Below are 19,284 nucleotides of genomic sequence, written 5' to 3' on the forward strand. Positions count from 1 at the left end.
GACGCCTGGAGGTCTCGCTGCCGTCCGGGCTCGGAACGGTGCCGGCCCTCCCCGGCCTGGCGGTCGCCGCCGCGGGGGCCAGACCCAAGCGGCGGGCCGGCCGGACCTCGGGTCCCGCCGCCTCCGGCGACACCCTCGCCTCCCCCATGCAGGGAACGATCGTCAAGATCGCCGTCGAGGAGGGCCAGGAGGTCAAGGAAGGCGACCTCATCGTCGTCCTGGAAGCCATGAAGATGGAACAGCCCCTCAACGCCCACCGCACCGGCACCGTCAAGGGACTGTCCGCCGAGGTCGGCGCGTCCGTCAGCGCGGGCGCCGCCGTCTGCGAGATCAAGGACTGAGGGACGTTGGCACCCACGACCTACAACGACGCGATGACCGAAGCGCTGGAGCGTCTGCGGCCCCTGGGCTACGAGCACGGCAGCCGAGCTCTCGTGAACCACGCCCCCATGGCCGCCGAGGCGCTGGCGTACATGGGGTACACCGACGAGGTGTCCCGATGGCTTGACCGGACCGTGCGGGCGCGCGACTACCACGAGGCGCCCGTCGCCCGGTTCGCCCTGTCGCCCGACGACCCGTCCGACTGGCGGTCGGCGCTCGGCGACTTCGGCCGGGTCGGCGACTGGACGGCCCTGTTCGCACGGCAGTTGGAGGACGAGCCGTGGCGTGACGTACTGGCCCGGTGGTGGCCCCGGCTGATGCCCGGCGTCCTCGCCGTGATGGGCCACGGGGTGATCCGTACCGCCCACGCGGTCCGGGCCGTCGCCCGGGCCGGCGAGGACAACCGGCTCCAACTGGGCGAACTGGCGCACGGACTGGGCTACTGGGCCGCGCGCCACGAACCCGTACCCGGCGCGGCGGAGGCCTTCGCGGCCGCCACCGGGCGTGCGGCCGGGGGGCCGGACGACGCCGCCGCGGCGGTACGCGCACTCGACGACCTGACCGCCGAGAGCGCGGGCATCTACACCGAGGCGCACCAGCACCACCCGGTACCGCTGATCCACGCCGTCACCACCCCCGCCGCCGTACGGCTGGTGTGCGCGTACGTGCCGTCGGATCAGCACCGGCCTTCCTACCTGGCCACCGCCGAGGCGACCCGGACCATGCGGTCCTGGTTCGTCAAGGGGCCCGTCTCCGCACACCCCGCACCCCGCCCGGACACACCTCCGGCCAGGGAGCTCTTCGCCACAGCGGCGGAGATCGGCGACGAGCACGCCATCAAGCTGGCCGAGGTCGCCGTGCGGCACGGCGAGCAAGCGCCGGACCACCGGTACGCGGCCGCGGCCCACACCGCGAACCGGGCGATCGACCGGATCCTGCGATGAATCCCGAAGGGCACGACAGACACCGAGGAGAGGCAATGGACGCGGCAGTGATAGTCGTGGGCGCCGGGCCGGCGGGCATGATGCTCGCCGGCGAGCTGCGGCTGGCGGGCGCCGACGTGATCGTCCTGGAGCGACTGGACGCGCGGACCGGTGAATCGCGTGGTCTCGGATTCACCGCCCGCACGATGGAGGTCTTCGACCAGCGGGGACTGCTGTCCCGGTTCGGCGACATCGAGACCAGCAACGTCGGCCACTTCGGTGGCCTTCCGGTCGACTTCGGCGTGCTCGAAGGAGCGCACCAGGCGGCCAAGACCGTCCCCCAGTCGGCCACCGAGACGGTCCTGGAGGAGTGGGCCCGCGGGCTCGGCGCGGACATCCGCCGCGGCCACGAGGTGCTCTCCGTCACCGGCAAGGAGGACAGCGTCGAGGTCGAGGTGCGCGGCCCCGCCGGGGTCGCCACCCTGCGCGCCGAGTACCTCGTGGGCTGCGACGGCGGCCGCAGCACCGTGCGGAAGGCGGCGGGATTCGACTTCCCCGGCACCGCCTCGACCATGGAGATGTTCCTCGCCGACGTGAAGGGCATCAAGCTGGAGCCCCGGATGATCGGCGAGACCCTGCCGGGCGGCATGGTGATGGTCGGGCCGCTGCCCGGCGGCATCACCCGGCTCATCGTCTGCGAGCGCGGCACCCCGCCGCAGCGCCGCGAGAAGCCGCCCACCTGGGACGAGGTGGCCGCCGCCTGGCAGCGGCTGACCGGCGACGACATCTCCCACGCCGAGCCCGTGTGGGTCAGCTCCTTCGGCGACGCCACCCGCCAGGCCGCCGAGTACCGGCGCGGCCGGGTCCTCCTCGCCGGCGACGCGGCGCACATCCACCTGCCGGCCGGCGGCCAGGGCATGAACACCAGCATCCAGGACGCCGTCAACCTCGGCTGGAAGCTCGGTGCCGTGGTGCGCGGACGCGCCCCCGAGGCGCTCCTCGACACGTACCACGCCGAACGCCACCCGGTGGGCAGACGGCTGCTGATGAACACCCAGGCCCAAGGCCTGCTGTTCCTCAGCGGCGCGGAGGTGCAGCCGCTGCGCGACGTCCTCTCCGAGCTCATCGTCTACCCCGAGGTCGCCCGCCACTTCGCGGCCATGGTCAGCGGTCTGGAGATCCGTTACGACCTCGACGGCGGCAGCCACCCCCTGCTGGGGCGGCGGATGCCGGACGTAGCGCTGACCGGACACAAGCTGCTCCGCCGGACCACCGACGCGCTACGGGCGGGCCGCGGCGTCCTCTTCGACCTGGCGGACAACGCCGAGCTGCGCCGCAGGGCCGCGCTCTGGCGCGGCAGCGTCGACCTGGTCAGCGCCCGGCCGCAGGAACCGGCCGAGAACAGCACGCTCGCGGACACGACGGCCGTGCTCGTCCGCCCCGACGGCTACGTCGCCTGGGCCGCGCCCGGCAGCCACGGCGATCTGCCCATGGCGCTGGAGCGCTGGTTCGGCCCCGCCGTCTGACCCCGCACGCACGCCCCCGGGACCTTCACAGGGAGAGAGTTCATGCACAGCACACTGATCGTCGCCCGGATGGACGAGGCATCGCACGCGGAGGTGGCCCGCCTCTTCGCCGAGTTCGACAGGACCGAGATGCCGCACCTCATGGGGACGCGGCGCCGCCAGCTCTTCGCGTACAAGGGCCTGTACTTCCATCTGCAGGACTTCGACACCGACAACGGCGGCGAGCTGATCGAGCAGGCCAAGACCGATCCCCGCTTCGTCGGGATCAGCCAGGACCTCAAGCCGTTCATCGAGGCCTACGACCCCGCCACCTGGCGCTCGCCCGCCGACGCGGTGGCCCGGCGCTTCTACACCTGGGACGGCCGGGCGTGAGCGGGCGTCGTGTCGTCATCACGGGGATCGGCGTCCTCGCGCCGGGCGGGGTGGGGACCGGGAACTTCTGGAACCTGCTGAGCGAGGGCCGGACCGCCACCCGGGGCATCACCTTCTTCGACCCCTCGACGTTCCGGTCCCGGGTCGCGGCGGAGATCGACTTCGACGCCGAGGCGCACGGACTCACCCCCCAGGAGACCCGGCGCATGGACCGGGCCGCGCAGTTCGCCGTCGTGGCGGCCCGCGAGGCCCTCGCGGACAGCGGCATCGACCTGACCGCCCACGACCCCCACCGCGTCGGCGTCACCGTCGGCAGCGCCGTGGGCGCCACCATGGGGCTCGACCAGGAGTACCGGGTCGTCAGCGACGGCGGCCGGCTGGACTGCGTGGACCACACCTACGCGGTGCCCCACCTCTACAACTACCTGGTGCCCAGCTCGTTCGCGGCCGAGGTGGCCTGGGCGGCCGGCGCCGAGGGGCCGAGCACCGTGGTGTCCACCGGCTGCACCTCCGGCATCGACTCGGTGGGCTACGCCGTCGAGCTGATCCGGGAGGGCAGCACCGACGTCATGGTCACCGGCTCCTCCGACGCCCCCATCTCGCCGATCACCATGGCGTGCTTCGACGCCATCAAGGCGACCACCTCCCGCCACGACGAGCCGGAGCGGGCCTCCCGGCCCTTCGACGGGACCCGCAACGGTTTCGTCCTCGGCGAGGGCGCGGCCGTCTTCGTCCTGGAGGAGCTGGGGGCCGCGCGGCGCCGCGGCGCCCACATCTACGCCGAGATCGCGGGCTACGCCACGCGCAGCAACGCGTACCACATGACCGGTCTGCGCCCCGACGGCGCGGAGATGGCCGAGGCGATCCGGGCCGCGCTCGACGAGGCGCGGGTCGCCCCCGACGCCGTCGACTACATCAACGCGCACGGCTCGGGCACCAAGCAGAACGACCGGCACGAGACCGCGGCGTTCAAGCGGAGCCTGAAGGACCACGCGTACCGGACCCCGGTGAGCTCCATCAAGTCGATGGTCGGTCACTCGCTCGGCGCGATCGGCTCGATCGAGATCGCCGCCTCCGCGCTGGCCATGGAGCACCACGTGGTGCCTCCCACGGCCAATCTGCACACCCCGGACCCGGAGTGCGACCTGGACTACGTGCCGGTGACGGCGCGCGAATGGACCACGAACACGGTGCTGACGGTCGGCAGCGGCTTCGGCGGATTCCAGAGCGCGATGGTGCTGGCCCGACCCGAAAGGAGCCTGGCATGACCTCGGTGGTGGTGACGGGCCTCGGCGTGGTGTCGCCCAACGGCCTCGGCACGCAGGACTACTGGTCCGCGACCCGCGCGGGCAAGAGCGGCATCGGCCGCGTGACCCGCTTCGACCCCGCGCAGTACCCGGCCCAACTGGCCGGCGAGGTTCCCGGGTTCCGTGCCGAGGAGCACCTGCCCAGCAGGCTGCTGCCGCAGACCGACCACATGACACGGCTGGCGCTGGTCGCCGCGGACTGGGCCCTCGCCGACGCCGGAGTGCGGACCGAGGAGCTGCCCGACTACGACATGGGCGTCGTCACCGCCAGCTCCGCGGGCGGGTTCGAGTTCGGCCAGGGCGAGCTGCAGAAGCTGTGGGCCCAGGGCAGCCAGTACGTCAGCGCGTACCAGTCCTTCGCCTGGTTCTACGCCGTCAACAGCGGCCAGATCTCCATCCGCAACAACCTGAAGGGCCCGTCCGGCGTCGTCGTGAGCGACCAGGCCGGCGGCCTCGACGCGCTCGCCCAGGCCCGCCGGCAGATCCGCAAGGGCACGCCGCTGATCGTCTCGGGCGGCGTCGACGGCGCGATCTGCCCCTGGGGGTGGGTGGCGCAGCTGGCCGGCGGCCGGATGAGCACCAGCAAGGAACCGGCCCGCGCCTACCTGCCGTTCGACGCCGACGCCACCGGGCACGTCCCCGGCGAGGGCGGCGCGATCCTGATCATGGAGGACGCCGAGTCCGCCCGCCGGCGCGGCGCCAAGGTGTACGGGGAGCTGGCCGGATACGCGGCCACCTTCGACCCGGGGCCGGGCAGCGACCGTGCCCCGGGGCTGCGCCGCACCATCGAACTCGCCCTGGACGACGCCGGTCTGGCACCCGACGACGTGGACGTGGTCTTCGCGGACGCGGCCGGCCTGCCCGAGCTCGACCGGATCGAGGCGGAGGCGATCACCGGCGTCTTCGGCGCACGCGGCGTGCCCGTCACCGCGCCCAAGACCATGACCGGCCGCCTCTACGCCGGCGCCGGCCCGCTGGACGTGGCCACCGCGCTGCTCGCCATCGGCGACGGCGTGATCCCGCCCACCGTGCACGTCGTACCGGCGGACGACTACGAGCTGGACCTGGTCGTCGGCCGGCCCCGCTCCGCGGAGCTGCGCACCGCTCTCGTACTGGCCCGTGGACAGGGCGGCTTCAACTCCGCCGTCGTCCTGCGGGCAGCCGGCCGCTAGACACCGGCCCGGCCCCGGACCGCGCCCTTCACCGCCCACATCCCCCGAGGCGGTGAGGGGCGCTTCCCCTTCCACGACCTTCCGCGGCGTTCCGCGGGCCCTCCACGAGGTTCCGCGGCGTTCCGCGGGCCTTCCACGAGGTCCACGACCTTCCGCGACAGCAGAGCACCGAGGCCGACGCGCCTCCTACGAAAGGCACCGACGTGAGCACTCCTACCTTCACCATCGACGATCTCAAGCGCATCCTGCTCGAAGGGGCCGGCGCCGAGGAGGGCGTCGACCTCGACGGCGACATCCTCGACACCGAGTTCGAGGCGCTGGGCTACGAGTCCCTGGCGCTGCTCGAGACCGGCGGCCGTATCGAGCGGGAGTACGGCATCACCCTCGACGACGACGCGCTCACCGACGCCACCACCCCCGGCCGGCTCATCGCCGTCGTCAACGAGCAGCTCGCCACGGCCGCGGACGTCGCGGCCTGACCTGTCCGATCCGGTGCGGCCGCGATGTGCGGCGCGGCCGCCCCAGGGCTCGACGGGCACCTTCACCCAAGGGAGAACATCCAGATGTCGCAGCACAGCCAACGAGTCGCCCTCATCACCGGAGCCACGAGCGGCATCGGCCTGGCCGCCGCCCGCCTCCTGGCCGGGCAGGGCCACCGCGTCTTCATCGGCGCGCGCAACGCGGAGAACGTGACGTCGACGGTCAAGCAGCTGAGGGAAGAGGGCCTCGACGTCGACGGAGCCCCGCTCGACGTGCGCTCCCCCGAGAGCGTGGAGGCGTTCGTCCGGGCGGCCGTCGACCGCTTCGGCACGGTCGACGTCCTGGTCAACAACGCGGGCCGCAGCGGCGGCGGCGTCACCGCGGACATCGACGCCGAGCTGTGGAACGACGTCATCGACACCAACCTCAACAGCGTCTTCCGGATGACAAGTGCGGTGCTCAACACCGGCGGCATGCGCACCAAGGACCGCGGCCGGATCATCAACATCGCCTCCACGGCCGGCAAGCAGGGCGTGGTGCTCGGCGCGCCGTACTCCGCCTCGAAGCACGGTGTCGTCGGCTTCACCAAGGCGCTCGGCAACGAGCTCGCCCCGACGGGCATCACCGTCAACGCGGTCTGCCCGGGCTATGTGGAGACGCCGATGGCCCAGCGGGTCCGGCAGGGGTACGCGGCGGCCTACGACACCTCCGAGGAGGCGATCCTCGAGAAGTTCCAGGCGAAGATCCCGCTCGGCCGCTACTCGACCCCCGAGGAAGTCGCCGGCCTCGTCGGCTACCTCGCCTCCGACACCGCCGCCTCCATCACGGCGCAGGCGCTCAACGTCTGCGGCGGCCTCGGCAACTTCTGATCCCCACACCCAAGGAGCCACGAGTATGTCTCAGACCGGACTGCGCGAGGTCGAGCACGAGATCACGGTCGCGGCCTCGGCTGCCGACGTGTACCGGCTCATCGCCGAGGTCGAGAACTGGCCACGTCTCTTCCCGCCGTCCATCTACGTCGACACCCTGGAACGCGACGGCGACGAGGAGCTGATCCGGATCTGGGCCACCGCCAACGGCGAGGCCAAGAACTGGACCTCGCGCCGCGTCCTCGACCCGGAGAAGCTGCGCATCGAGTTCCGTCAGCAGGTGACCACCCCGCCGGTGGCGGACATGGGCGGCACCTGGATCGTCGAGCCGGTCTCCCCGACCGAGTCGCGGCTGCGGCTGCTGCACGACTACCGGGCGATCGACGACGACCCGGAGAAGCTGGCCTGGATCGACGAGGCCGTCGACCGCAACTCCCGTTCCGAACTGGCCGCGCTGAAGGACAACCTGGAGTTCGTCGCCTCCTCGCAGGAGCTGACGTTCTCCTTCGAGGACACCGTGGAGATCGCGGGGTCCGCGAAGGACGTCTACGACTTCATCAACGAGGCGGGCCTGTGGTCCGAGCGGCTGCCGCACGTGGCGACCGTGCGGCTCACCGAGGACGTGCCGGGGCTGCAGACGCTGGAGATGGACACCCGCGCCAAGGACGGCTCCGTCCACACCACCAAGTCGTACCGGGTCTGCCTGCCCCACGAGAAGATCGCGTACAAGCAGACGACCCTCCCGGCGCTGATGAGCCTGCACACCGGCTACTGGACGTTCCGGGAGACCGAGCACGGCGTCGCCGCCTCCTCCCAGCACACCGTCGTCATCCGCCCGGAGAACATCGCCGCCGTCCTCGGTCCCGAAGCCGGTGTCACGGAGGCCAAGGAGTACGTCAGGGCGGCGCTGTCCACCAACAGCCGCGCGACGCTCGGCCACGCCAAGGACCACGCCGAAGCCAGGCGCTGATCCCGTGGCCGCCGTCGACACCCATGTCATCGTCGTCGGCGCGGGCCCGGTCGGGCTGATGCTCGCCGGCGAGCTCCGGCTCGGCGGCGCGGACGTCGTCGTCCTGGAGCAGCGGTCCACCCCCACCACGGAGTCCCGCGCCTCGACCCTGCACGCGCGGACCATGGAGCTGCTGCACCAGCGGGGGCTGCTCGACACCCTCGGGACCCCGCCGCACGTGCCCATGGGCCACTTCGGCGGGATCCCGCTCGACCTGCGGCTCGACAGCCCGTACGCGGGCCAGTGGAAGGTCCCGCAGACGCGGACCGAGGAGCTGCTCGGCACCTGGGCGCGCGGCCTGGGCGCCGGGCTGCGCCGCGGCCACACCGTCCGGGGCCTCACCCGGCACGCCGACCGGGTCGAGGTCGAGGCGGACGGTCCGCGGGGGCCGGTACGGCTCTCCGCCCGCTATGTCGTCGGCTGCGACGGCGAGCAGAGCGCGGTGCGGGCGCTGGGCGGATTCGACTTCCCCGGCACCTCCGCCGAGCGGGAGCTGATCCGGGCCGACGTCGACGGCATCGAGATCCCCGACCGGCGCTTCCAGCGCCTCGACAGGGGGCTGGCCATCGCGGCACGCGGCGGCGGGCTCACCCGGGTCATGGTCCACGAGTTCGGCCGCGCCGCCGTGCCGCGCACAGGGGAGCCGGAGTTCGGCGAGCTCGCCGAGGTGTGGCGCACGGTCACCGGGGAGGACATCACGGCCGGTGTGCCGGTCTGGGTCAACTCCTTCGGCGACGCCTCGCGCCTCGCCGCCCGCTACCGCGACGGGCGGGTGCTGCTCGCCGGCGACGCCGCCCACCAGCAGATGCCGATCGGCGGCCAGGCGCTCAACCTCGGGCTCCAGGACGCCGTCAACCTCGGCTGGAAGCTGGCCGCGGTCGTCCTCGGCCGGGCTCCGGAGGAGCTGCTCGACAGCTACCACGAGGAGCGGCACGCGGTGGGCCGCGAGGTGCTGGCCGACATCGGCGCCCAGGCGCGGCTGCTGCTCGGCGGACCCGAGGTGGAGCCGCTGCGCTCCGTCCTGGCCGAGCTGATCGCGTACGAGCCCGTACGGCGCCACCTCGCCGGTGCGATCAGCGGACTGTCCATCCGTTACGGCTCCGGTCACCCGCACGACCTGACCGGCGCGCGGCTCCCGGACACCGCGCTCACCGTCGACGGCGCGGCCACGTCCACGTCCGCGCTGCTGCGCGGCGGCCGCGGGGTCCTGCTCGTCCCGGCACCCGGGCGGGCGGCGCCCGGTGAGGAACTGCGCGAGGCGGCCGCGCGCTGGTCCGGCGCCGTGGACGTCGTCACCGCCGGCGCCCCGGCCGGGGCGCCGTGGGGCGACGCGGCCGCCGTCCTGGTGCGCCCCGACGGGTACGTCGCCTGGGCCGGTTCCGACGAGCAGGGCCTGCGGGCCGCGCTCGGCCGCTGGTTCGGCGACGCCGCCCCCCACGCCCGGGAGGGCGCCTGGCAGGCGTCGGGCGTCCGGCAGGGGCGGCGGGGCGCCTGGCACACCACCACACACGACCTTCATCACAGCAGGAGAGGGACCATGGGCAACCTGACCGGCAAGACGGCACTCGTCACCGGCGCCAGCCGCGGAATGGGCCGGGCGACCGCCGAGCGCCTGGCCCGCGAGGGCGCGCTCGTCGCCGTGCACTACTCGACGAGCAAGGAGGCGGCCGACGAGGTCGTCGCCCGTATCGAGAAGGACGGCGGCCGGGCCTTCGCCGTCCGGGCCGAGCTCGGCGTGCCGGGCGACGTCCACGAGCTGTTCCTCGGCCTGGAGGAGGGGCTGAAGGACCGCACCGGTTCGACGGAGCTGAACATCGTCGTGAACAACGCCGGTGTGATGGGCGGACTGAAGCCGGAGGACACCACCCCCGAGAAGTTCGACCGGCTCGTCGCGGTCAACGCCAAGGCGCCGTTCTTCATCATCCAGCGGGCCCTGACGAACATGCCCGACGGCGGGCGGATCATCAACATCTCCTCGGGCCTCACGCGCTTCGCCAACCCGGACGAGATCGCCTACGCCATGACCAAGGGCGCCGTGGAGATGCTCGCGCTGCACTTCGCCAAGCACCTCGGGCCGCGCAACATCACCGTCAACAGCGTGGCGCCCGGCATCACGCGCAACGGCAGCCCCGTCTTCGACATCCCCGAGGCCGTCGAGCAGATGGCCGCGCTCTCGGCCTTCAACCGGGTCGGCGAACCGAACGACGTCGCCGACGTGGTGGCCTTCCTCGCCTCCGACGACGCCCGCTGGATCACCGGCGCGTTCATCGACGCGACCGGCGGCACGCTCCTCGGCTGAGCGTACGAGGGCGCGCGCCGCCCGGCCGTACCGGCTCCGCCCGCCTCGAAGTGAAGGAGGACCGTGCCCAGTTCGACTTCCCCGTCACGGACGGCGGCGCCGCTGCCGGTGCCGGCCGGGACCTGGACGCTCCGCCTCTGGGGACTGCTCTTCGTCCTCGCCGGCAACATGCTCATCGACGCCCTCGAAGTGTCGGTGGTCGTCGTCGCCCTCCCGTCGATCGGCGCGGACCTCGGTCTGCCGCTCACCTCGGCGCAGTGGACGATGACCGGCTTCGCCATCGGTTTCGGCGGGCTGATGCTCTTCGGCGGCCGGGTCGTCGCGCTGCTCGGCCGGCGGCGCGTCTACCTCGCCGCACTGCTCGGCTTCGCGGCGGCGTCGGTGGCCGGAGCCCTGGCCGCCGACCCCACGCTGCTGATGGCCACCCGGGTGATCAAGGGGTTCTGCGCCGCGCTCACCGCGCCGACCGGGCTCGCCATCATCTCCACCGAGTTCCCGGCGGGCCCGGCCAGGGACCGGGCGCTCTCCGTGTACACGCTCTTCGGCGCGAGCGGCTTCACGGCCGGGCTGCTGCTGTCCGGAGCGCTGACGGCGGTCGACTGGCGGCTGACCCTCGCCTTCCCGGCCCCCGTCGTGCTCGTGCTCTTCCTCTGCGGGCTCCGGCTCATCCCGGGACCCGGTCCGGACGGCGGCGGACCGCCACCCGGCGGGGAGCCCCGGCGGTACGACGTGGCCGGGGCCGCCACCTTCGCGGGCGGGCTGCTCGCCCTGGTCGCCGGCATCGTCTCCGTACCGTCGCACGGGTGGGACGATCCGCGCTCGGGCGGGCTGCTCGTCCTGGCCGCACTGCTCTTCGCGGCCTTCGCGCTGGTCGAACGCCGCTCCCCGCAGCCCCTCGTGCGCTTCTCCGCCTTCCGGGGCGCGCTGGCCCGCTCGGCGCTCGGGGCCGCGTGCCTCAACGGCTCGTACCTGGGCCTGCTGCTGGTCCTCACGTACCAACTGCAGACCCTGCACGGCTGGTCCCCGCTGCGGACGGCGCTGGCCTTCCTGCCGGCCGCCCTCCCGCTCGCGGTGACCGCGCTGCTGTCCGGGCGCCTCGTCGCCGCCTTCGGCGCCCCCCGGCTCATCGCCGTGGGCGCGCTCTTCCCCCTGGCCGGCTATCTGCTCCTCCTGGGCCAGACCTGGCCGCTGTCCTACGGCTCCGCGGTGCTGCCGACGATGCTGCTGGTCGGGGCCGGGTTCGTGCTCTCCTTCGCCGCGCTGAACATGCAGGCGACCTCCGGACTGCCTCCGGCGGAACGGGGGACGGGCAGCGGCCTCTACCAGACCGCCGTCCAGGCGGCGGCCGCGGTCGTACCGGCCGTGGTCGCCGCGCTGCTCACCGCCGGCCGGCCTGCCGCGGGCGCCCCGCCGGCGGAGGTACTGGCCGCCTGCCGGCCCGCCCTCGTCCTGGTCGCCGTCATCGGAGCGGCCGGCCTGCTCACCGGCGTGGCGGGCGTGCTCGCCACACGGGGCGACCGGCCCGGGGCCGTATGACGGCTCCACCCACCGACGACGCCGCCGCCGCGGGGCGAGCGCCCCGGGGCCGTATGACGGCTCCACCCACCGACGACGCCGCCCACCTCCCGTACACACCGCCCGTCCGCCTCGTCATGGCACCGGACCACCTCGACCTGTGGCTGGTGCGCGGGCCGGAACCCGAGGCCCTGGCCGGGCTGCTGGCGGCACCCGAACTGAGCGCCCGCGAACGGGAGCGCGCGGCCGGCTTCCGGCGGCCGCGCGACGCCGCCCTCTACGCGGCCGCGCACCTGGCGCTGCGCCGGGTGCTCGGCGGCTACCTCCGGGTGGCGCCGACCGACGTGCCCTTCGTCCGCGAACCCTGCCCGGGGTGCGGCGGCCCGCACGGCCGGCCCGCACTCGCCCACGACGGGCCGCCGCTGCACTTCTCCCTCGGACACAGCCACGGCCTCGCCCTCTTCGCGGTCGCCGCCACCGTCCTCGGCGTCGACGTGCAGCGGGTGCCGGGCGCGGCGACGGTCGGCTACGTCGGCCGGATGCTGCACCCGGACGAGCGCGCCGAACTCACCGCCCGCCGACCGCCGCCACGCCATGTCTTCGGCCAGCTCTGGGCGAGGAAGGAGGCGTATCTGAAAGCGCTCGGCACGGGCCTCTCGCGCGGTACGGCCCTCGACTACGTCGGCGCCGACCCCACGCACCGGCCCCCCGGCTGGACCTTCATCGACATCCCGTGCGGCCCGGAGCACCAGGCCGCCGTCGCCCTCCGCGGAGAGTGGCCCGCCCGGATCCGGACGCGGTGGCTGGGGGCGGGGGCGGCACGCACCGACCACGAATCCAAGTCAGGAGAGTGATGCGCATGTCGGCACGGGAGAAGACCCTGACCGGCCCCAGCGACAACCGGTCCGACTGGACCACGGACGAACGTCTCGAGGAGCTGCGCCTGATCAAGGAAGAGGTCCTCCAGGGCCCCGACCCGATGGCGACCGAACGCCAGCACGCCCGCGGGAAGCTGACCGCCCGCGAGCGCATCGACCTGCTCCTCGACGAGGGCTCCTTCACCGAGGTCGAGCCGCTGCGCCGGCACCGCGCGTCCGGCTTCGGCCTGGAGACCAACCGCCCCTACACGGACGGCGTGGTCACCGGCTGGGGCACGGTCTTCGGGCGCACGGTCTTCGTCTACGCCCACGACTTCCGGATCTTCGGCGGCGCCCTCGGCGAGGCCCACGCGGCCAAGATCCACAAGCTGATGGACATGGCGTCCGCGGCCGGCGCGCCCCTGGTCTCCCTCAACGACGGTGCGGGAGCCCGGATCCAGGAGGGTGTCAGCGCGCTGGCGGGCTACGGCGGCATCTTCCAGCGCAACACCCGGGCCTCCGGCGTCATCCCGCAGATCTCGGTGATGCTCGGCCCCTGCGCGGGCGGAGCGTCGTACAGCCCCGCGCTGACCGACTTCGTCTTCATGGTGCGCGGGATCTCGCAGATGTTCATCACCGGACCCGACGTGGTCCGGGCGGTGACGGGCGAGGAGATCACCCAGGACGGCCTGGGCGGCGCGGACGTGCACGCGGCCACCTCGGGCGTGGCGCACTTCGTCTACGACGACGTCCGCTCCTGCATGGAGGACGTCCGCTATCTCCTGGCGCTGCTCCCGGCCAACAACCGCGAGCTGCCTCCCACGGTCCCGAGCGGTGATCCGGCCGACCGGCGCTGCGACGCGCTGCTCGACCTGGTCCCGAACGACTCGAGCGCCGTCTACGACATCCGCGGAGTCATCGAGGAGATCGTCGACGACGGCGAGTACTTCGAGGTGCACCCGCTGTGGGCGACCAACATCGTCTGCGCGCTGGCCCGCATGGGCGGCGACGTCGTCGGTGTCGTGGCCAACCAGCCCTCCTCGTACGCCGGCGTGCTCGACATCGACGCGAGCGAGAAGGCCGCCCGCTTCGTGCAGTTCTGCGACGCGTTCAACATCCCGCTGGTGACCCTGATCGACGTCCCCGGCTTCCTGCCGGGCGTCGACCAGGAGCACAACGGCATCATCCGCCGCGGCGCCAAGCTGCTCTACGCCTACTGCAACGCGACCGTGCCGCGCATCTCGCTCGTCCTGCGCAAGGCCTACGGCGGCGCCTACATCGTCATGGACTCCCGCTCGATCGGCACGGACCTCGCGCTGGCCTGGCCGAGCAACGAGATCGCGGTGATGGGCGCGGAGGGCGCGGCCAACGTCATCTTCCGGCGCGACATCAAGGGCGCCGAGAACCCCGACGAGGTGCGCCGGCAGAAGATCAAGGAGTACGAGGCGGAGCTCATGCACCCCTACTACGCGGCCGAGCGCGGCCTGGTCGACGACGTCATCGACCCGCGCGACACCCGGCGCATCATCATCAAGTCCCTGGCCATGCTGCGTGCCAAGCACGCCGACCTGCCGTCGCGCAAGCACGGCAACCCGCCGCAGTGAGCGCGGACCCGGGCGACGAGGCCCGGACCGGCGGCGCGCCGGCCGGCCGGTCCGAGGACCAGGCCCTCGTCATCAAGGTCGTCAAGGGCCGCGCGGAACCGGGCGAGCTCGCCGCCCTCACCGCCGTGCTGCTCGCCCGCGCCGCCGCGCTGGGCCAGGCGGTTCCCGTACCCGCGGGACCGGCGCTCGCCGGCTGGCAGCGCCCGGAACGCGTTCCCCACCACCGGGACCCGCGCGGAAGGCGGGCCCCCGCGGAACGCCGCTGACAGGGAGCCCCGGGCAGAGCCGACAGGGAGCCCCGGACAGACAGGGAGACCCGGACAGAAGGGAGCAAGCAGTGGACACAGGGACACTCGCCCCGCCCGCCGCACCGACGGTGGGCGGGGCCACCGCGCCGCCCGTGCCGCTGACGGCGGCGCCGACCGTACGGACCACGGAGCGGCCCGCGCCGCCGCGGGTCAGCGGACCGCCCGCGCGGCCCGCGGTACCGCCCACGCCGCCCGGGCCCGCCGTCGCGCCGCCCGTGCTGCTGGCCGGCGAGGAGAACGACGAGGCCGATCCGCACATCGTGCGCGGCATCGACTGACACGACGAGGGGGACAGGCCATGACCGTGCCGACACGCCCACCGACCACATCCGGCGGCGTCCGCCGCATCACGCTGGAGCACGCGGGAATCCCCCTGTCGGGGCTGCTGATCGAGCCCCGGCACGTCCCCCCGCGCGCGGTGGTGGTGTGTCTGCACGGCGGGGGGATGAGCGCCGCCTACTTCGACGGCCAGGCTCACCCGGACCTCTCCCTGCTCACCCTCGGGGCCCGCCTCGGCTACACGGTGCTGGCCCTGGACCGCCCCGGCTACGGGGAGTCGGCCGCGGTGCTTCCGGAGGGACAGAGCCCGGCCGAACAGGCCGTCACCCTGCGCGGCGCGCTGCGCGGCTTCGCCGCCACGCACGACACCGGAGCGGGGCTGTTCCTCGTGGCGCACTCCTACGGTGGCAAGGTGGCGCTCACGATGGCCGCCGACTGGCCCGCGGGCGAGCTGATCGGGCTCGACGTCTCGGGCTGCGGAAGCCGGTACGTCGCCGAGGCGGCCCGGCACATCGGTGCCCCGGGCCGTACGAACCACATGCTGAACTGGGGCCCGCTGCGCCTCTATCCGCCCGGCACCTTCCGGTCCAGCGCGACCGTCGTCTCGCCGGTGCCGGCCCGGGAGCGGCAGGAGTGGCGGAGCTGGCCCGAGCGCTACCGCCGGATCGCCGCCCGTCTCCGGCTGCCCGTCCGGCTCACCTTCGCCGAGCACGAGGCCTGGTGGCACCACGACGAGGCGGCCATCGACGAACTGACCCGCCCGCTCGCCGCGCCGCACACGGTCGACCGGCTGCCGGACGCGGGGCACAACATCAGCCTCGGCTGGTCGGCGCGCGCCTACCACCTGCGGGTGCTGGCGTTCCTGGAGGAGTGCCTCGCCGCCAAGGAGGCCAAGGTGACCGGGCGTTCGGTTTCGGCCACGTCAACTGGCCGTATATGAACGGCATTTGACGCGTCGAACTCGCTCTGTCACGCTTTTCGGGACGGCACAGGTGTGTCTTCTTCCCGGTGCGGCCTCCTTCACGAGTCGAGCCCCCGGATTCTCCCCGACCGTCTCGCACCCGCTCGCAGCCTCCCCTCTCCGGCGTTCGCCCACGGCGACGGCTGCACGGGTCTGCCCCCCAGTGGAAGCTCCGGCACCGTGGCTTCCCCTGCCCACTTTCAGGAGGACATCCATGGTCACCCGACGCACTGCCATCGGCGCGGGCCTGGCAGCGGTGGGATCGACGCTGGTCACCGGCGCCGCGCTCACCCCCCTGCTGGCCGGCCGCCCCGCAGACGTCGACCCGACGGGCACCGCGACGACGGGGCAGGCCAAGAACGCGGCGGCGGCCGACACGATCGACCGCTTCCGTCTCGCCATGCCCGTGCCGCCGGTCCTCGCCCCGGTCTCGACCAGGGGAGGCCGGGACGTGTACGACATCACGATGCGCCCGGGCACGACCGAGATCCTCCCCGGCATCCGGACCGACGTGCTGACGTACAACGGCAGTTTCCCCGGCCCCACCCTCAAGGCGCGCTCCCGGCGTCCCGTGGTCGTCCGCCAGCGCAACCGGCTGACCATGCCGACCTCCGTCCACCTGCACGGCGCGTCGGTCCCGGTCTCCAGCGACGGCGCCCCGATGGACACCATCGCGCCCGGCGACAGCCGCACCTACGTGTACCCGAACCGGCAGCCGCACGCCTCGCTCTGGTACCACGACCACGCGCACCACATGGAGTCCGAGCACGTCTACCGGGGCCTGGCCGGCTCGTACCTGCTCACCGATGCCCTCGAGCGGATGCTCCCGCTGCCCACCGGCGCGTACGACGTCCCCATCGCCATCCGTGACGCGCGCTTCGACGCCGAGGGACAGTTCGTCTACGCCATGGGCGACCAGGCGCGGACGACGATCCTCGCCAACGGCAAGGCCTACCCGCACTTCAAGGTCGCCGCGCGCAAGTACCGCTTCCGGCTGCTGAACTCCGCCAACATGCGGGCGTTCAACCTGCGGCTCGCCGACGGCTCGGAGATCGTCCAGATCGGCACGGACGGCGGTCTGCTGCCCCGCCCGCACACCACCGAGAGCATCTTCCTCTCCGCCGGTGAACGGGCCGACGTCGTCATCGACTTCTCCCGCTACCCCGTCGGGACGAAGATCGTCCTGGAGAACACCGCGCCGCCCGGACCCGCCGACCAGATCGGCCAGGTGCTCCGCTTCGAGGTCGACCGCCGCGCGTACGACAACAGCGCCGTCCCGCGCTTCCTGCGGCCCCTGCGGCCGCTGCCGCAGCCGACCGGCGAGCGCACGATCAAGATGTCCATGCAGCCGCCGAAGGCCTTCATGGACGACAAGGTCTACGACCACGAGCGCGTCGACGCCTGGGTGCGCCACGGCGCCAGCGAGATATGGACCGTCTTCAACGCCGGCCCGGCACCGCACAACTTCCATATGCACCTGGTGCAGTTCCGGGTGGTGGAGCGCAACGGCAAGGACCCGAACCCGGCGGACATGGGGCTGAAGGACACCGTCAACCTGCTGCCCGGCGAGACCGTGAAACTCCAGGCCACGTTCGACAGTTACCGCGGCGCGTACGTCTACCACTGCCACATGCTCGACCACTCGGCGATGGGCATGATGGCGACGATGAAGATCGTCTGACGCCTCGGACGAACCCCCGAGCCGACCGGCCCGCGTCCCCACCCGGGACGCGGGCCTTTCTTTTTTCCCGAAGGGTGAGTAAATGCCCACTCGCTCAGTCGAACGGGGAGCCTCCCCGACCCGTCGGCGGCTGCTGGACGCCGCGGAGAAGCTGGTCCGCACCGCGGGGCTGGCCGGCGTGACCACCAAAGCACTCGCCAGGGAGGCCCGGCACTCCGAGGCGATGCTCTACCAGCACTTCGCGAGCAAGGACGAGCTGCTCGTCTGCCTGCTCCGCGAACGCCTCTCCGCGCTGCACTCCGCCGTGTACGCGGGTCCCGCCCGCGACCTCGACACCCAGAGCACCGAGCAGGGGTGCCACGACCTGGCGTACCGGACCATCCGGTACTACGAGGCCGCCGTACCGCTGCTCTGCCCGCTGCTCGCGGACCCCTCCCTGCTCGCCGCGTGCGGTGTGGACCCGCCGCCCCCCTACGGCGCGAGGCACGAGCCGCCCCCCGCGCTCGTCGCCACGCTGGAGCGGTGGCGCGAGGCCGGGCGCGTCCGGTCCGACGCCGACCTGGCGGTGGCGGCGACGATCCTGGCAGGGGCCTGCTTCCAGTGGGTCCTCCAGCGGCAGTGGGGCTCCGCCGCCGGGGCGGTCCGCGACGAGGAGGACTTCACCGCGAACCTGGCCCGCACCCTGGCCCACTCGCTCGCCTGAGCCCGCGCCACCGCCGTAGCCGTAGGGGGGAGTTCACGACGTGGTCAGCATCAGTCCGATGCCGACCACCATCAGCCCCGCGGCCGCCATCCTCGGCCCTCCGAAGCGCTCCTTGAAGAACAGCGCGCCGATCGCCGCACCCACGATGATCGAGGACTCCCGCAGCGCCGCGATCGGGGCGAGCGGCGCCCGGGTCTGGGCCCACAGGACCAGGCCGTAGGCGGCGACCGACAGGGCCGCGCCGAACAGGCCCCGGGCGGCGTACGGCCGGAGCTGGGGGAGCAGGCCGGCGCGGCGGGTCCACAGGGCGTACGCGGGGATGGCCACGCCCTCCAGGACCATCAGCCAGGCGATGTAGCCGAGCGGGGTGCCCGAGGCGCGCACCCCGACGCCGTCGACGACCGTGTAGCCCGCGATGGCCAGTCCGGTCGCCCCGGCCGCCAGCAGGGCGGCCCAGTCCGGTCGCCGGCCCGAGCCCCGGATGCCCCACAGGGCCAGGCCCGTCAGGCCCGCGCAGGCCACCGCGACACCGGTGAGCTGCCGGGCGTCGGGGATCTCGTCGACGAAGACCGCCGCGAGGAGGGTCACCGCCAGCGGCGCCGTACCGCGGGCGATCGGGTACATCTGTCCGAAGTCTCCCAGCGTGAACGACCGCATGAGCAGGACCATGTAGCCGACGTGCAGGACGGCGGAGGCGAGCAGATACGGCCACGCCCCGGCCGCCGGCAGCGGTACGAAGACGGCCATGGCGCAGCCGATCAGCGCCCCGCCGCCGGATATCAGGGTGAAGGAGAGCAGCTGGTCGCGGACGGTGTGGGCCATCGCATTCCAGGAGGCGTGCGTCACGGCGGCGAGCAGGACCGCCGCGACCACCAGCGGCGTCACGCGGTCCGCCGCTCACGGACGTCGACCGGGGCCGCGGCGAATCGGGGGTGGGCGGGGGATGCGGGAGAGGTCATGCCCCGCACGCTAGCGTTCCGTGTAGGGGCCACGCGACTGTGTTGCGGTCGCGCGCGACCGGGGGCCGGTCACCCGCGC

The 19,284-nt window shown here is 73.2% G+C and carries 19 protein-coding genes; 18 read left to right on the plus strand and 1 reads right to left on the minus strand.

Going from position 1 to position 19,284, the window contains the following annotated elements:
* From M5362_RS25215 to M5362_RS25300, 18 genes are all read left to right on the plus strand, one after another.
* The coding region (locus tag M5362_RS25215; protein ID WP_260230029.1) for a biotin/lipoyl-containing protein at window positions 1-341 on the plus strand (341 nt) is incomplete at its 5' end.
* 6 nt (window positions 342-347) lie between these two features.
* Complete coding sequence (locus M5362_RS25220; RefSeq protein WP_260230030.1) at window positions 348-1,325, plus strand: hypothetical protein; 978 nt, start codon at window positions 348-350, stop codon at window positions 1,323-1,325.
* A gap of 35 nt (window positions 1,326-1,360) precedes the next feature.
* A complete protein-coding gene (locus M5362_RS25225) occupies window positions 1,361-2,830 on the plus strand; it encodes an FAD-dependent monooxygenase (protein WP_260230031.1) in 1,470 nt (489 codons plus the stop codon).
* Between the two features lie 42 nt (window positions 2,831-2,872).
* Entirely contained in the window at window positions 2,873-3,202 is a 330-nt protein-coding gene (locus tag M5362_RS25230; protein ID WP_260230032.1) for a TcmI family type II polyketide cyclase, read from the plus strand.
* The gene (locus M5362_RS25235; RefSeq protein ID WP_260230033.1) at window positions 3,199-4,470 is read left to right on the plus strand and encodes a beta-ketoacyl synthase; all 1,272 of its coding nucleotides are present in this window, start codon (window positions 3,199-3,201) and stop codon (window positions 4,468-4,470) included. The genes M5362_RS25230 and M5362_RS25235 overlap by 4 nt, the downstream gene beginning before the upstream one ends.
* Entirely contained in the window at window positions 4,467-5,681 is a 1,215-nt protein-coding gene (locus M5362_RS25240) for a ketosynthase chain-length factor (protein WP_260230034.1), read from the plus strand. Before M5362_RS25235 ends, M5362_RS25240 begins: the two co-directional genes overlap by 4 nt.
* A gap of 203 nt (window positions 5,682-5,884) precedes the next feature.
* Window positions 5,885-6,160 (plus strand): acyl carrier protein, encoded by a 276-nt coding sequence (locus M5362_RS25245; protein ID WP_260230035.1) that lies wholly within the window; start codon window positions 5,885-5,887, stop codon window positions 6,158-6,160.
* 84 nt (window positions 6,161-6,244) lie between these two features.
* Complete coding sequence (gene fabG / locus M5362_RS25250; protein ID WP_260230036.1) at window positions 6,245-7,030, plus strand: 3-oxoacyl-ACP reductase FabG; 786 nt, start codon at window positions 6,245-6,247, stop codon at window positions 7,028-7,030.
* A gap of 25 nt (window positions 7,031-7,055) precedes the next feature.
* Complete coding sequence (locus tag M5362_RS25255; protein ID WP_260230037.1) at window positions 7,056-8,000, plus strand: aromatase/cyclase; 945 nt, start codon at window positions 7,056-7,058, stop codon at window positions 7,998-8,000.
* Window positions 8,001-8,004: 4 nt separating this feature from the next.
* On the plus strand, window positions 8,005-10,338 hold the full coding sequence (locus tag M5362_RS33205; RefSeq protein WP_308354910.1) for an SDR family oxidoreductase: 2,334 nt from the start codon (window positions 8,005-8,007) through the stop codon (window positions 10,336-10,338).
* A 63-nt stretch (window positions 10,339-10,401) separates the two neighbouring features.
* A complete protein-coding gene (locus tag M5362_RS25265; RefSeq protein WP_260230038.1) occupies window positions 10,402-11,874 on the plus strand; it encodes an MFS transporter in 1,473 nt (490 codons plus the stop codon).
* 53 nt (window positions 11,875-11,927) lie between these two features.
* Window positions 11,928-12,707 (plus strand): 4'-phosphopantetheinyl transferase superfamily protein, encoded by a 780-nt coding sequence (locus tag M5362_RS25270; protein WP_260230039.1) that lies wholly within the window; start codon window positions 11,928-11,930, stop codon window positions 12,705-12,707.
* A gap of 5 nt (window positions 12,708-12,712) precedes the next feature.
* Window positions 12,713-14,314, plus strand: a complete 1,602-nt coding sequence (locus tag M5362_RS25275; protein WP_260230040.1) for an acyl-CoA carboxylase subunit beta — start codon at window positions 12,713-12,715, stop codon at window positions 14,312-14,314.
* On the plus strand, window positions 14,311-14,580 hold the full coding sequence (locus M5362_RS25280) for an acyl-CoA carboxylase epsilon subunit (protein ID WP_260230041.1): 270 nt from the start codon (window positions 14,311-14,313) through the stop codon (window positions 14,578-14,580). The genes M5362_RS25275 and M5362_RS25280 overlap by 4 nt, the downstream gene beginning before the upstream one ends.
* Window positions 14,581-14,651: 71 nt before the next feature.
* Window positions 14,652-14,900 carry a hypothetical protein gene (locus M5362_RS25285; protein WP_260230042.1) on the plus strand — a complete coding sequence of 83 codons (249 nt, stop codon included), beginning with the start codon at window positions 14,652-14,654 and terminating at the stop codon, window positions 14,898-14,900.
* A gap of 20 nt (window positions 14,901-14,920) precedes the next feature.
* Window positions 14,921-15,841, plus strand: coding sequence for a S9 family peptidase (locus M5362_RS25290; protein WP_260230043.1), 921 nt, complete (start codon window positions 14,921-14,923; stop codon window positions 15,839-15,841).
* A 235-nt stretch (window positions 15,842-16,076) separates the two neighbouring features.
* Window positions 16,077-17,543 (plus strand): multicopper oxidase family protein, encoded by a 1,467-nt coding sequence (locus M5362_RS25295; protein WP_260230044.1) that lies wholly within the window; start codon window positions 16,077-16,079, stop codon window positions 17,541-17,543.
* A gap of 82 nt (window positions 17,544-17,625) precedes the next feature.
* The gene (locus tag M5362_RS25300) at window positions 17,626-18,246 is read left to right on the plus strand and encodes a TetR/AcrR family transcriptional regulator (RefSeq protein ID WP_260230045.1); all 621 of its coding nucleotides are present in this window, start codon (window positions 17,626-17,628) and stop codon (window positions 18,244-18,246) included.
* Window positions 18,247-18,279: 33 nt separating this feature from the next.
* Here the strand turns inward: M5362_RS25300 and M5362_RS25305 are convergent, their stop codons facing one another.
* Window positions 18,280-19,131 carry a DMT family transporter gene (locus M5362_RS25305; protein WP_260230046.1) on the minus strand — a complete coding sequence of 284 codons (852 nt, stop codon included), beginning with the start codon at window positions 19,129-19,131 and terminating at the stop codon, window positions 18,280-18,282.
* Window positions 19,132-19,284 lie beyond the last annotated feature (153 nt).

The sequence above is a fragment of the Streptomyces sp. Je 1-79 genome, assembly GCF_025195125.1.
GTDB lineage: Bacteria > Actinomycetota > Actinomycetes > Streptomycetales > Streptomycetaceae > Streptomyces.